The organism is Streptomyces purpurogeneiscleroticus, from assembly GCF_020024005.1.
Classification (GTDB): Bacteria; Actinomycetota; Actinomycetes; order Streptomycetales; family Streptomycetaceae; genus Streptomyces; species Streptomyces purpurogeneiscleroticus.
This window is the reverse complement of record NZ_NHSG01000340.1, coordinates 1-12,362: the sequence shown is the minus strand read 5'-3', so window position 1 is coordinate 12,362 and position 12,362 is coordinate 1. Positions and strand designations below refer to the sequence as shown.

At 71.9% G+C, this 12,362-nt stretch carries 12 protein-coding genes; 6 read left to right on the top strand and 6 right to left on the bottom strand.

Annotated elements, in window-relative coordinates; translation table 11 throughout:
* A partial coding sequence (locus CCS38_RS22705) for a solute carrier family 23 protein (protein ID WP_308050848.1) occupies positions 1 to 728 on the bottom strand: 728 nt, incomplete at its 3' end.
* 3 nt (positions 729 to 731) lie between these two features.
* Positions 732 to 1,865 carry an aryl-sulfate sulfotransferase gene (locus CCS38_RS22700; protein ID WP_223735157.1) on the bottom strand — a complete coding sequence of 378 codons (1,134 nt, stop codon included), beginning with the start codon at positions 1,863 to 1,865 and terminating at the stop codon, positions 732 to 734.
* 132 nt (positions 1,866 to 1,997) lie between these two features.
* Here CCS38_RS22700 and CCS38_RS22695 point away from each other — a divergent pair, with 132 nt between their 5' ends.
* On the top strand, positions 1,998 to 2,552 hold the full coding sequence (locus CCS38_RS22695) for a helix-turn-helix domain-containing protein (RefSeq protein WP_223735156.1): 555 nt from the start codon (positions 1,998 to 2,000) through the stop codon (positions 2,550 to 2,552).
* A gap of 6 nt (positions 2,553 to 2,558) precedes the next feature.
* Here CCS38_RS22695 and CCS38_RS22690 read toward each other — a convergent pair whose 3' ends face one another.
* From CCS38_RS22690 to CCS38_RS22680, 3 genes are all read right to left on the bottom strand, one after another.
* The gene (locus tag CCS38_RS22690) at positions 2,559 to 3,269 is read right to left on the bottom strand and encodes a gamma-glutamyl-gamma-aminobutyrate hydrolase family protein (protein WP_223735155.1); all 711 of its coding nucleotides are present in this window, start codon (positions 3,267 to 3,269) and stop codon (positions 2,559 to 2,561) included.
* Between the two features lie 83 nt (positions 3,270 to 3,352).
* Positions 3,353 to 4,819: an ethanolamine permease gene (gene eat, locus CCS38_RS22685; RefSeq protein WP_223735154.1), complete on the bottom strand. Its 1,467-nt coding sequence runs from the start codon at positions 4,817 to 4,819 to the stop codon at positions 3,353 to 3,355.
* Between the two features lie 150 nt (positions 4,820 to 4,969).
* Positions 4,970 to 5,707 (bottom strand): FadR/GntR family transcriptional regulator, encoded by a 738-nt coding sequence (locus CCS38_RS22680; protein ID WP_223735153.1) that lies wholly within the window; start codon positions 5,705 to 5,707, stop codon positions 4,970 to 4,972.
* Between the two features lie 73 nt (positions 5,708 to 5,780).
* On the opposite strand from CCS38_RS22680, the gene CCS38_RS22675 reads away from it, so the two are divergent.
* The 5 genes from CCS38_RS22675 (at position 5,781) to CCS38_RS22655 (ending at position 11,627) form a co-directional block, all read left to right on the top strand.
* Positions 5,781 to 7,148, top strand: coding sequence for a glutamine synthetase family protein (locus CCS38_RS22675; RefSeq protein ID WP_223735152.1), 1,368 nt, complete (start codon positions 5,781 to 5,783; stop codon positions 7,146 to 7,148).
* 11 nt (positions 7,149 to 7,159) lie between these two features.
* Entirely contained in the window at positions 7,160 to 8,527 is a 1,368-nt protein-coding gene (locus CCS38_RS22670; protein WP_223735151.1) for an aldehyde dehydrogenase family protein, read from the top strand.
* Between the two features lies 1 nt (position 8,528).
* Positions 8,529 to 9,311 carry a 3-oxoacyl-ACP reductase gene (locus CCS38_RS22665; protein WP_223735150.1) on the top strand — a complete coding sequence of 261 codons (783 nt, stop codon included), beginning with the start codon at positions 8,529 to 8,531 and terminating at the stop codon, positions 9,309 to 9,311.
* An 89-nt stretch (positions 9,312 to 9,400) separates the two neighbouring features.
* Positions 9,401 to 10,675 (top strand): HAD family hydrolase, encoded by a 1,275-nt coding sequence (locus CCS38_RS22660; protein WP_223735149.1) that lies wholly within the window; start codon positions 9,401 to 9,403, stop codon positions 10,673 to 10,675.
* 28 nt (positions 10,676 to 10,703) lie between these two features.
* Positions 10,704 to 11,627 carry a DUF2510 domain-containing protein gene (locus CCS38_RS22655; protein ID WP_223735158.1) on the top strand — a complete coding sequence of 308 codons (924 nt, stop codon included), beginning with the start codon at positions 10,704 to 10,706 and terminating at the stop codon, positions 11,625 to 11,627.
* Between the two features lie 45 nt (positions 11,628 to 11,672).
* Here CCS38_RS22655 and CCS38_RS22650 read toward each other — a convergent pair.
* On the bottom strand, positions 11,673 to 12,362 hold a 690-nt coding region (locus CCS38_RS22650), incomplete at its 5' end, for a type III PLP-dependent enzyme domain-containing protein (RefSeq protein WP_504740352.1).

Here is a 12,362-nt window from a genome sequence, read left to right as displayed (position 1 = left end):
CCGTAGGGGAAGGGGTGGGGGAGGGCGAGGAGCGGGCCACTGTTGGAGACAGTGTTCATGCCCGTACCGGACAGGAGTGCAGCCGCGGTGCCTGCCGCTATGCCTACCAGGACCGACATCTGGCGCCATACGCCGGGGAGTACGAGGTAACACAGGGCGGTGGCGCTGATGGTGACCAGGGCGAGCCAGGTGTCGTGGGCGATCATCGGGACGGTGACGTTCACCATGTTGATGCCGATGAGAAGGACCGTCGTGCCGAGGACCACCGGTGGGAAGAAGCGGACGATGTAGCGGTAGAGGGGGAGGACCGCGAGGACGAAGGCTGCCGCTATCAGTACCGCGCCGGAGGCGGTGGCCGGGCCGTGTTGCTCGGCGGTCTGGAGGAAGATGGCGACCGCCGCGCCGCCCGGCAGCATCATGAACGGTAGCCGGGCGCCTATGCGCAGGACGCCGAAGGATTGGAGCAGGGCTCCCGCCCCGCACAGTACGAGGGTCGCGCTGAGCAGGGCCGCTGTGCGGTCGGGGGGCAGGTCGAGGCCGGTGGCGATCAGGAACGCGGTGGAGACCGGGGCCGCGAGCATCGCGAGGACGTGCTGCGCGGCCAGGGGCAGCAGCCGGAGCAGGGGGAGGCGTTCGTCCACCGGGTGGACCGGCCGGCCGTCGGGGCCGGGCGGTCCGCCGTCAGGGGCGTCGCCTCCGGTACGGGTGGTGCCGGCGGGGGCGGCCACGGCTCATCCCCGACCCGGCAGCCAGGGCAGTTCCTCGGCGCCGTAACGGTACGCACGGAACAGGGCGTTGTGCTGGGCCGGGAAGATCCGGCCGACCTCGGGCTCGCGGTAGCCGCCGAAGTGCGGGACGACGTACTCCCAGCAGAGGTATCCGTCGGCGGTGACCTCGAAGATGCGGCCCGCGGGGGAGTCGCAGATGAGTGTGTTGCCGTTGGGGAGGCGTTGCGCGCTGCCCATGAAGGGGGCGAAGAAGGCTTCGCGGGCGGGATCGTGGTACTCCCAGGCGATTTTCCCGGAGGACCGCTCGACCTCGATGACGCGGGAGAAGGGGACGTCCCAGTGCGGGCGGAAGACGCCATTGTCGAAGATGAGGATGTTGCCGTTGGGGAGCTCGGTGGGGTTGTGCTGCTGGGAGACGACGCCGGGCTCGGTGCGCCAGAGGATCTCGCCGGTCTCGCGGCTGATGACGATGACCGCTGAGGCGCTGCGGAGGCTGGCCAGGATGTTGCCGTCGGCGAGCGGCAGGACGGCGTTGATGAGGGGGTAGTGCTCGCGGGAGTAGTCGGGGTGGAGGGGGTACTCGTCGCGGTCGAGGTGGTCGGACACCCGCCAGGACCACAGCTCGGTGCCGTTCGCGTCCACTTCCTTGATGGTGTCGGCCCAGACGGTCGGGCCGTCGGCGGTCGTCGGTTCGGAGCCGGGGACGCCGCCGCGTACGGCTGCCGCGGCCTCGCCGGTCAGCGGCTCCAGCGCGGCGTAGAGGATGCGGCCGTCGCCGCAGTGGTGCGCGTCGTGGTGCTGGAGCGGGTCGATGTGCTCGCGGACGACGGTGCCGTCGGGGGTGATCTCCTGCATCACGCCGCCGCGGTACTTGTGCCACATCGGGAACAGCGCTTCCTGATCCGGCAGTACGCCGTTGTAGGCGAGGTTGCCGTTGGGGAGTATGCGGGCGTGCCGGCCCGGACGGTAGGGGAGGTTCCACTGGTGGACGACCTCGCCGTGCAGGTCGACGAGGTAGACCTCGCCGGTGCCGGTGAGCGGTGCGTAGAGCGTGTAGCCGGGGTACGCGACGTCCTCGTCGAGGGCGAGCAGGCCGGTGCCGCGGCGGCGGCGTGTGTTTTGATCGACAGCGGTCATGGCGGGTTCCCTTGTTCGTTCGCTGTTCGTCTGTGCATCAAACTTTGTTTGATGACGTCAAACAGGTTCGAGGGTAGGGGCCGTTTGTGGCAACGCTGTGAACGTGGCGATAAAGGGGAGAGGGAGTGCAGGATGCGTGAAGATCAGGAGGCGCCGCAGGTCGGCCGGGCGGTGCGGCGCCGCCGTCGTGCGCTGGACCTGACGCTCGCCGAGCTGGCCGGCCGTACCGGCCTGTCCAAGCCCTTCCTGAGCCAGGTGGAGAACGACCGGGCCCGCCCCAGCATGCGCTCGCTCCAGCGCATCGCCGACGCGCTGGGCACCACGGCGGTCCAGCTGCTCGGCGCGGCCGAGGACCGCCGGGCCGTCGACGTGGTGCGCGCGGAGACCGGGGCCGCGCTGGAGGACGGCGCGGCGGGCACGGTGCGGCCGCTGGTCCGCGGCCAACAGCAGCTGCACGCGCTGGAGTTCACCGGCGCGCACGAGTGGGGGCGGGAGTTCCGGCACCCGCACGACGAGCTGCTGTACGTCGTGGAGGGGGCCGTGGAGGCGGAGGCCGAGGGGGAGCGGTACGAGCTGGGGCGCGGCGACACGCTCTACTGCACGGGTGGGGTGACGCACCGATGGCGTGCCCTGGAGGGGGGCACGCGGGTGCTTCTGGTGGGGGTCGCGGACGACATCGGTCTGTGAGCGGGGTCAGCGGGCGGCGGCTGCCACCAACGCGTCCATGACGCGGGTGTCCGTGTCCGCCTCGGGGTGCCACTGCACGCCCAGCGCGAAGGCCGGCGCGTCCGGCAGTTCGAGCGCCTCCACCGTGCCGTCCTCGGCGTACGCGGAGGCCAGCAGCCCGCGGCCGAGCCGGTCGACGGACTGGTGGTGGTACGTCGGTACGGAGACCGGCTCGGGCAGCGCGGCGGCGAGCAGGGTGTCCGGCACGGGCTTGATCTCGTGGTGGTCGAAGACGCCGGGCGGGCCGCCGTGCGCGTCGATGTGCTGGTGGAGCGTGCCGCCCAGCGCGACGTTCAGCAGTTGCATGCCGCGGCAGATACCCAGCAGGGGCGTGGCCGAGTCGAGGGCCGCGTCGATGAGGGCCGTCTCCCAGGCGTCACGGGCCAGGGCGGGTGGGCCGGTGCGGGGGTCGGTGTCCGCGCCGTAGCGGTCCGGGCGTACGTCCGGACCGCCTGCGATCACGATGCCGTCCAGGCGGGCGACGACGGCTGCGGCCGCCTCCCGCGCCTCGTCCCGGTCCAGGTCCGGCTCGTGCGGCGGCAGCATGGCGGCCAGGCCGCCGGAGTTCTGTACGAGGCGGTGGTAGCCGGCCGGGAGGAGTGCGGCCGGGAGCGTCCACACGCCCCAGTGGGCCTCGGCTTCCAGGTAGGTGCTGATGCCGATGAGGGGCTTGGGCACGGGGCCTCCTTGGGGTGGGTCGGAATCGGTGCTGTGCGTTGTGGTTGATCGACGTGACGGTGTCCTCAATCGCCGGACGGGCTTTATTTACCGAGCTCCGCCTCGGCCGCCGCCAACGCCGCGAATTCCTCCTCCGGTGCCGCCGCCACCAGCCGGTGGCGCGAATAGAAGGCGAAGTACGCCAGCGCCACCGCGTACACGCCGAGCGCGATGAAGGCGGCCGTCACATCGACGAGGAAGGTGGCCACCAGTGCCGAGCAGGCGAGGACGAAGGCGATCGAGGAGGTCAGGATGCCGCCCGGCGTGCGGTACGGGCGCGCGAGGCCCGGCTCGCGGCGGCGGAGGACGATGTGGGAGAGAGCCATCAGGGCGTACGAGATCGTGGCGCCGAAGACCGCGACGTTCAGCATGCGGGCGCCGTCGCCGGTCGCGGCGGCGAGGGCGAAGCCCAGCGCGCCGGGGACGAGAAGCCCCAGGTAGGGGGCCTTGCGGCGGCTGGTGAGGGAGAGGAAGCGGGGGAGGTAGCCGGCCCGGGAGAGGGCGAAGAGCTGGCGGGAACCGGCGTAGATGAGGGAGAAGAAGGAGGCGACCAGGCCGGCCAGGCCCGCGTAGTTCACGATGCGGGAGATGACCGTCGGCTCGCCGTGCGGCTGCAGGGCCTGGACCAGCGGGTCGCCGACGGACTGGAGTGCGGCGGCGCCGCGCGCTCCGGTCGCGGTGAGGAAGGTGACCAGGGCGAGGAGGAGCAGGATGCCGATCGCGGCGGCCATGGCCTTCGGCAGCGTACGAGCCGGGTCCTTGGTCTCCTCGGCGGCCAGCGGCACGCCCTCGACGCCGAGGAAGAACCACATGCCGAACGGGAACGCCGCCCAGATGCCGAGTATCCCGAAGGGCAGCCAGGAGGACGCGCCGAAGGCGTCCTTGTCGGCCGGGATGTCGTTCAGGGCGCTCACGTGGAAGTCGGTGACCGCGGCGAGCGCGAAGACGACCAGCGCGGCCACCGCGATGGCGGTGACGATCAGGCTGAAGCGGAGGGCCTCGCCGACGCCCCACAGGTGGATCCCGATGAAGATCACGAAGCAGGCGAGGTAGACCGGCCAGCTGGACGTCAGGCCGAAGAGGCCGAGGGACTCGACGTAGTCGCCGATGAAGATGGAGATCGCGGCGGGCGCGAGGACGTACTCGATGAGGATGGCGGTACCGGTCAGGAAGCCGCCCCAGGTGCCGAGCGCGCGGCGCGCGAAGCCGTAGCCGCCGCCCGCCGTGGGCAGCACGGAGGCCAGCTCCGCGAGGGCGAAGACCAGGCAGGTGTACATCAGGCCCATCAGCAGCGCCGCCAGCGCCAGGCCGCCGAAGCCGCCCTGGGCCAGGCCGTTGTTCCAGCCGGAGAAGTCGCCCGAGACGACGTAGGCGACGCCCAGGCCGGTGAGCAGCAGCGGCCCGGCGCTGCCGCGGCGCAGTGAGCGCTTCTCCAGGTAGGCGTCATCGGGCGCGGCCCCGGGTGGCGGGGGAGTGGGCGGTGCGGTGTGCGGTTCCGTGCTGTCGGCCATGAGCCGCTCCTGCCTCGGCGGGATAAAGGTTTAGCGCCATACCTTTGTCGCGCGGGCCGCTCCGGCGCAAGACCCCTGCCGTAAAGGAACGGTTACGGGGCGGGTGGCGGGCCGGTGAGGAGCACCGCGCCGCCGGCCGGCCCGTGAGGGTCATCGCGCCGGCGGCGTACCCGTGAGGAAGCCGCGCAACAGGGCCGCGGTGCCGCAGCAGTGCTCCCGCATCACCTCCCGCGCCCCGTCCGCGTCGCCCTCCAGCACCGCCTCCACCAGCGCGGTGTGCTGTGCCTGGGAATGCTCCAGGTTCCGCACCAGCAGCGGGATGCAGTCCAGCAGGTCGTTCACGGTCGCCCGGACGGCCGCGTACTGCGCGGCGAGCGTGGCCGAGCCGGACAGCTCGGCCAGCGTCAGATGCAGCAGCGTGTCCCGCCGCCGGTAGTCCGCGAGCGGCGCGTCGTGCGTGGCCGCCAGCGCCTCCCGCAGCCGCTCCGCCTGCTCCCCGTCCAGCCCGTACGAGGCACACAGTCCCGCCGCGCCCACCTCCAGCACCTCGCGGAACCGCAGCGTGTCCTCGACGTCGACCTGCGCGATGCGGCGGCGCAGCTCGTCCTCGCCGGGCGTCTCGGCCCGTTCCCGTACGAAGGTGCCGCCGTACCGCCCGCGCCTGCTGACCACCAGCCCCTCGTCCTGCAGCACCTTCAGCACCTCGCGCAGGGTGACCCGGCTGATCTGCAGCCGTTCGGCCAGTTCGCGCTCGGCCGGCAGCCGCTCGCCCCGGGGGACCAGCCCCAGCCGCACGATCTGGAGTATCTGCTCCAGCGCCTCCTCGAAGCCGTTGCCCGCCCGCACCGGGCGCAGCACCGGCGCCAGCCGGTCCGCCGCTCCGTCCACCGCTACCCCTTCCCAACCAATGGTTCGTGTGCCTACCTTATGACCTCCGGATGCAGCGACAGGAGGCACCACCGTGGCAGACCGCACGCCCCCGCTCTCGGTCGAGGAGCTGAAAAGGCTCGTCGACACCGGGGAGATCGACACTGTCGTCCTCGCCTTCACCGATATGCAAGGCAGGCTCCAGGGGAAGCGGTTCGCGGCCCGTTTCTTCCTCGACGACGTCCTGGCCCATGGTTCGGAAGGGTGCAATTACCTCCTCGCCGTGGACGTCGACCTCAACACCGTCGACGGTTACGCCATGTCCTCCTGGGAGCGCGGCTACGGCGACTTCTGCATGCACGGTGACACCGCGACGCTGCGCCGCACGCCCTGGGCCCCCGGTACCGCGCTGCTCACCGCCGACCTCGCCTGGCACGACGGCACTCCGGTGGTCGCCTCCCCGCGGCAGATCCTCCGCCGCCAGCTGGACCGGCTGGCCGAGCGCGGCTGGCGCGCGTACGCCGGTACCGAGCTGGAGTTCATGGTCTTCAAGGACACCTACGAGGACGCCTGGTCCCGCGGCTACCGCGACATGTACCCCGCCAACCTCTACAACGTCGACTACTCCGTGCTCGGCACCAGCCGTGTCGAGCCGCTGCTGCGCCGCATCCGCAACGAGATGGGCGCGGCCGGCATGACGGTGGAGTCCGCCAAGGGCGAGTGCAACCTCGGCCAGCACGAGATCGCCTTCCGTTACGACGAGGCGCTCACCACCTGCGACCAGCACGCCGTCTACAAGACCGGCGCCAAGGAGATCGCTGCCCAGGAGGGCATGGCGCTCACCTTCATGGCGAAGTACGACGAGCGCGAGGGCAACTCCTGCCACATCCACCTCTCGCTGCGCGACGAGGACGGCGCCCCGGTGCTGGCCGACGCGGACGGCGAGTACGGCATGTCGCCGCTGATGCGGCACTTCCTCGCCGGGCAGATCGCCGCGATGCGCGACTTCACACTGCTGTACGCGCCGAACATCAACTCCTACAAGCGCTTCCGGCCCGGCTCCTTCGCGCCCACCGCGGTCGCCTGGGGCCCGGACAACCGCACCTGCGCGCTCCGCGTCATCGGCCACGGCCACGCGCACCGCTTCGAGAATCGCCTCCCGGGCGGCGACGTGAATCCCTATCTCGCGGTGGCCGGCATGGTCGCGGCCGGGCTGTACGGGATAGAGCACAAGCTGGAGCTGCCGGACGCCTGTACCGGCAACGCGTACACCGGCGACGCCGAGCACGTGCCCACGACGCTCCGCGAGGCCGCCGACCTGTGGGAGAAGAGCCCGATCGCGAGCGCCGCCTTCGGTGACGAGGTCGTCGAGCACTACCTCCACATGGCCCGGGTGGAACTCGACGCCTACGACTCCGCCGTGACCGACTGGGAGCGGTTCCGCTCCTTCGAACGCATGTGAGGACCAGTCACTTGCCCTCCGAGCACCAGATCCTGAACCCGGCCACCGAAGAGGTCATCGCGACCGTCCCGGCCACCACCCCCGCCGAGGTCGACGCCGCCGTCGCCCGGGCCGCCAGGGCCCAGACGCAGTGGGCGGCCCTCGCGCCCGGCGACCGCGCCCGGCTGCTGCGCCGCTTCGCCGCCACCGTCGACACCCACCTCGAAGAGCTCGCCCAGCTGGAGGTACGCGAGGCCGGCCACCCCGTCGGCAACGCGCGCTGGGAGGCCGGCAACGCCCGCGACCTGCTCGAATACGCGGCCGGCGGCATCGAGCGGCTGACCGGCGCGCAGATCCCCGTCGCCGGCGGCCTGAACCTCACGCTCCACGAACCGCTCGGCGTCGTCGCCGTCATCGCGCCGTGGAACTTCCCGATGCCCATCGCCGCCTGGGGCACCGCGCCCGCCCTCGCCGCGGGCAACGCCGTCCTCCTCAAGCCCGCCGAGACCACCCCGCTCACCGCCCTCCGCCTCGCCGAACTGGGCCTCGCGGCGGGCCTCCCCGAGGGCCTGTTCCAGGTACTCCCCGGCGCCGGGCCCGTCGCGGGCAGCGCACTGGTCGAGCACCCCGGCGTCGCCAAGGTCGTCTTCACCGGCTCCACCGGCGTCGGCAAGCAGATCATGGCCAAGTGCGCCGCCGGAGTGAAGCGGGTGACGCTCGAACTCGGCGGCAAGAGCCCCAACATCGTCTTCGCCGACGCCGACATCGAGAAGGCCGCGGCCGCCGCGCCCGGCTCCTTCCTCGACAACACCGGCCAGGACTGCTGCGCCCGCAGCCGCATCCTCGTCCAGCGGTCCGTGTACGACCGCTTCCTGGAACTGCTGGAGCCCGCGGTCAAGGCCGTCACCGTCGGCGACCCGGCCGACCCCGCCACCGGCATGGGCCCGCTGATCTCTGCCGCCCAGCGCGACCGCGTACGGTCCTACGTCCCCGACGGTGCCCCCGTCGCCATCCGCGGCGAGGCACCCGAGGGCAAGGGATTCTGGTACCCGGCGACCGTCCTGGAGGGCCGGCCCGGGGACCGCGCGGCCACCGAGGAGATCTTCGGCCCGGTCGCCGTCGTGCTGCCCTTCGAGGACGAGGCCGAGGCCGTCCGCCTCGCCAACGCCACCGACTACGGCCTCTCCGGCTCGATCTGGACCCGCGACGTCGGCCGTGCGCTGCGCGTCTCCGGTGCCGTCGCCGCCGGGAACCTCTCCGTCAACTCGCACAGCAGCGTCCGCTACTGGACCCCGTTCGGCGGTTACAAGCAGTCCGGCCTCGGCCGGGAGCTCGGCCCCGACGCGCTCGCCGCCTTCACCGAGACCAAGAACGTCTTCATCAGCACCGAGGAGCAGTGACATGACCGAGACTTCTGTCTGCCGCCGACTGGTCGGCCGTACCGCCGTGATCACCGGTGCCGGCAGCGGCATCGGCCTCGCCACCGCCCGCCGGCTGGCCTCCGAAGGCGCCAACGTGGTCTGCGCCGACATCGACGAGACCGCGGGCAAGGCCGCCGCTGCCGAGGTCGGCGGGCTCTTCGTCCAGGTCGACGTCACCGACGAGGGCCAGGTCGAGGCGCTGTTCAAGACCGCGTACGACACCTACGGCTCGGTCGACGTCGCCTTCAACAACGCCGGCATCTCGCCGCCCGACGACGACTCCATCCTCACCACCGGACTGGACGCCTGGAAGCGGGTTCAGGAGGTCAACCTCACCTCCGTCTACCTGTGCTGCAAGTACGCCCTCCCGTACATGCAGCGCCAGGGCAAGGGCTCCATCATCAACACCGCGTCCTTCGTCGCCGTCATGGGCGCCGCCACCTCCCAGATCAGCTACACCGCGTCCAAGGGCGGCGTGCTGTCGATGTCCCGGGAGCTGGGCGTCCAGTTCGCCCGCGAGGGCATCCGCGTGAACGCGCTCTGCCCCGGGCCCGTCAACACCCCGCTGCTGAAGGAGCTGTTCGCCAAGGACCCGGAGCGCGCGGCGCGCCGTCTGGTGCACGTACCGGTGGGCCGGTTCGCCGAGCCCGAGGAGATGGCCGCCGCGGTCGCCTTCCTCGCCAGCGACGACTCGTCCTTCGTCAACGCGTCCGAGTTCCTCGTGGACGGTGGCATCGCGGGGGCGTATGTCACTCCTGTGTAAGCCCCACAGGTAGGGTCCGAGACCGACCGGGACCGGCGGCACGCGCGTGCCGCCGGTCCCGTCGTTACTGTCGCCAATCCGGAGATCACATGCGAAACCGGCACACCGTCGCCACCGTCCTGGCCCTGGCCGTCACCGCGGGCCTGGCCGCCGCCGTCCCCGCCACCGCGGCCCCGGCCACCGGCCCCGGCAACTGCCCGCAGCTGTCGAAGAGCCTGAAGTGGTACGGCGACAACCGCGAACAGCTGCAGGAGATGATCGACGAGCGGGGCGGCTGCGCGGACCGCTCCGGTCCCCGCCCGGTCGCGGCGTTCGACTGGGACAACACCGTCGTCAAGAACGACATCTCCGAGGCCACCCTCGCCTGGACCCTCAAGCACGACAAGCTCCTCCGGCCCGCGGACTGGCGCGCCACCAACAAGTGGCTGACCGCCGCCGCCGACCGGGCGCTCACCGAAGCCTGCGGCACCGACGTCCCCGCGGGCGAGCCGCTGCCCACCTCCAAGGACACCGGCTGCACCGACGAGATCCTCGACATCTACAACACTGCCGAGACCTCCGACGGCAAGCCCGCCTTCGAGGGCGAGTGGAACCACCGCCGCACCGTCCCCGAGTACGTCTGGCTCACCCAGCTGTTCGCCGGGCTGAAGCCGGCCACCCTCACCTCGTACGCCCGGCAGGCCCGCGCCGAGAACCTCGCCGCGCCCATCGGCCACGAACAGACCGTCGGCACCCACAAGATGGCCGGTTACGTGCGCTACTACGAGCAGCAGCGGGACCTCATCCGCACGCTGCGCAAGGCCGGCTTCGACGTGTACGTCGTCTCCGCCTCCATGGAGCCGATCGTCGACGCCTGGGCGGGCGGCGCCGGCTTCGACCGCGCGCACACCATCGGCATCCGCAACCTCGTCGAGGGCGGCAAGCTGGCCTACGACGTCCAGGGCTGCGGCGACGTGCCCGACGGCGGCGGTGAGGCGCTGACGTACATGGACGGCAAGCGTTGCTGGATCAACCAGGAGATCTTCCACGTCAAGGGCGCCGACGCCTGGAAGAAGCAGGACCGGGCGCACCGCATCGCCTTCGGCGCGGGGGACGCCGAGACCGACGTCACCTTCGTCGACGACGCGACCGCGGGCCACCTCGCGATCAACCGCAACAAGCCCGAACTCATGTGCCGCGCCTACGACAACGCCGACGGACGCTGGCTGGTCAACCCCATGTTCATCGAGCCGCTGCCGCGCAAGTCCGGGACGTACCCCTGCGCCACCTCGGCGTACGCCGAGCCGGACGGCGGCCAGGGACCGGTGCGCCGCGCCGACGGCAGCGTGGTGCCCGACCAGCGGGACCGTGTGTACGGCGGCTGATTCCGGCCATACAGTGTCCGGCGTGAGCATGACGACACCGCCGGGCTGGTATCCAGACCCGGGGCACACAGGCAACGGTCCCGCGCCCGAACGCTGGTGGGACGGCTCGGCGTGGACCGAGCACACCCGGGCGGCCGGGACCGCTCCGGCGGCGTACGGCTATCCGCAGCAGGGCACGCCCGGTGCCTACGGGTATCCGCAGCAGCAGCCCGGTGGCCCCGGGCAGGGCGGCGGCAGGAAGCGCGGCCCGGTGATCGCCGCGGTCGCCGGTGCCGTGGCCGTCGTGGCCGCCGCCGGCATCGTCCTCGCTGTCACGCTCGGCGGCGGCGACGAGCCGCGGGCCGATCCCAAGCCGACGGCGCCCGCGAAGAAGACCCCGTCGCCCGAGCCCGCCACCACCTCCGCGGCGCCCGAGCCGGCCCCCACCGACGACGAGGACACCCTCGTCGACGCGCTGAACAGCATCGCCATCCCGGTCCTGGACGGGTGGCACAAGGACGACTTCGGCAACGACATCGACATGTACACCGGCCCGTACATGTGCAAGGGCGAGGACAGCAAGCAGTGCCTGCGCGGCAAGGTCCTCTCCGAGACCGCGGCCGGCTTCTCCGAGACCACCGCCAAGGGCATCGCCGAGGCCGACATCGAGAAGAACGTCGAAGCGACCTACGGCAAGGGCTCGTACGGCGACAAGGACCGCTACGGCGGCATCGAGAACCACGAGGAACTGAAGTCGGAGAAGGTGACCGTCGCGGGCCGGAAGGGGCACCTGGTGCGCTGGAAGGTCACCAACAAGAAGGGCCCGGACGGCATCGCCCAGTCCGTCGCCTTCCCCTCGCCCGGCGGCTCCGGCTCGATGGTCGTCGTGCGCTTCAACTTCGACGTCGGCGGCCAGGCCCCGCCGCTCGCCGACATGGACAAGATCCTCGAAGGCATCAAGCCGACGGTGTGACGCGTACGGGGCGGCCCACGCCGCCCCGTACTCCCGCGGCCCCGCCTACAGGAACGTCCGCCTCTCGCCCCGGTACGTCGGTACGGTCGCCACCACCCGGTCCCCGTCCACCAGCCGCAGCGCGTCGAAACGCTCGCACAGCTCACCGGCCTTGGCGTGCCGGAACCACACCTTGTCCCCGATCCGCAGCCGGTCGGCGGCCGCGCCCAGCAGCGGCGTCTGCACCTCGCCGGCCCCTTCCTGCGGGTCGTACGCCAGCCCCGCCGGCAGATACGGCTCCGGCAGCCGGTCCGGGCCCGCCGCGCCGGACGCGGGATAGCCGCCGCCCAGTACGGTCACCACGCCGGGCCCCGGCCGCCGTACGACCGGCATCGCGAACAGCGCGGCCGGACGCCCGCTGAACGAACGGAAGTTGTCGAACAGCCGCGGCACGTACAGCCCCGAACCCGCTGCGACCTCCGTCACCGCCGCCTCCGCCGCGGTGTGCTGCACGCTGCCCGTCCCGCCGCCGTTGACGAACTCCAGGTCCGGCGCCTCGGCCCGGACCGCGCGCACCGCCTCCCAGCGCCGCCGCGCCAGCTCCTTGCGCGCCGCGGCCTGCATGACGCGCACCGAACGGGAGAAGAGCGGCCGCCCCGCCACCGCGTCCCCCACGCCCGCCACATGCCCCTCGTACGCCATCAGTCCGACGACCTTGAAGCCCGGTCGGCGCGCCACCAGCCGTGCGAATCCAGC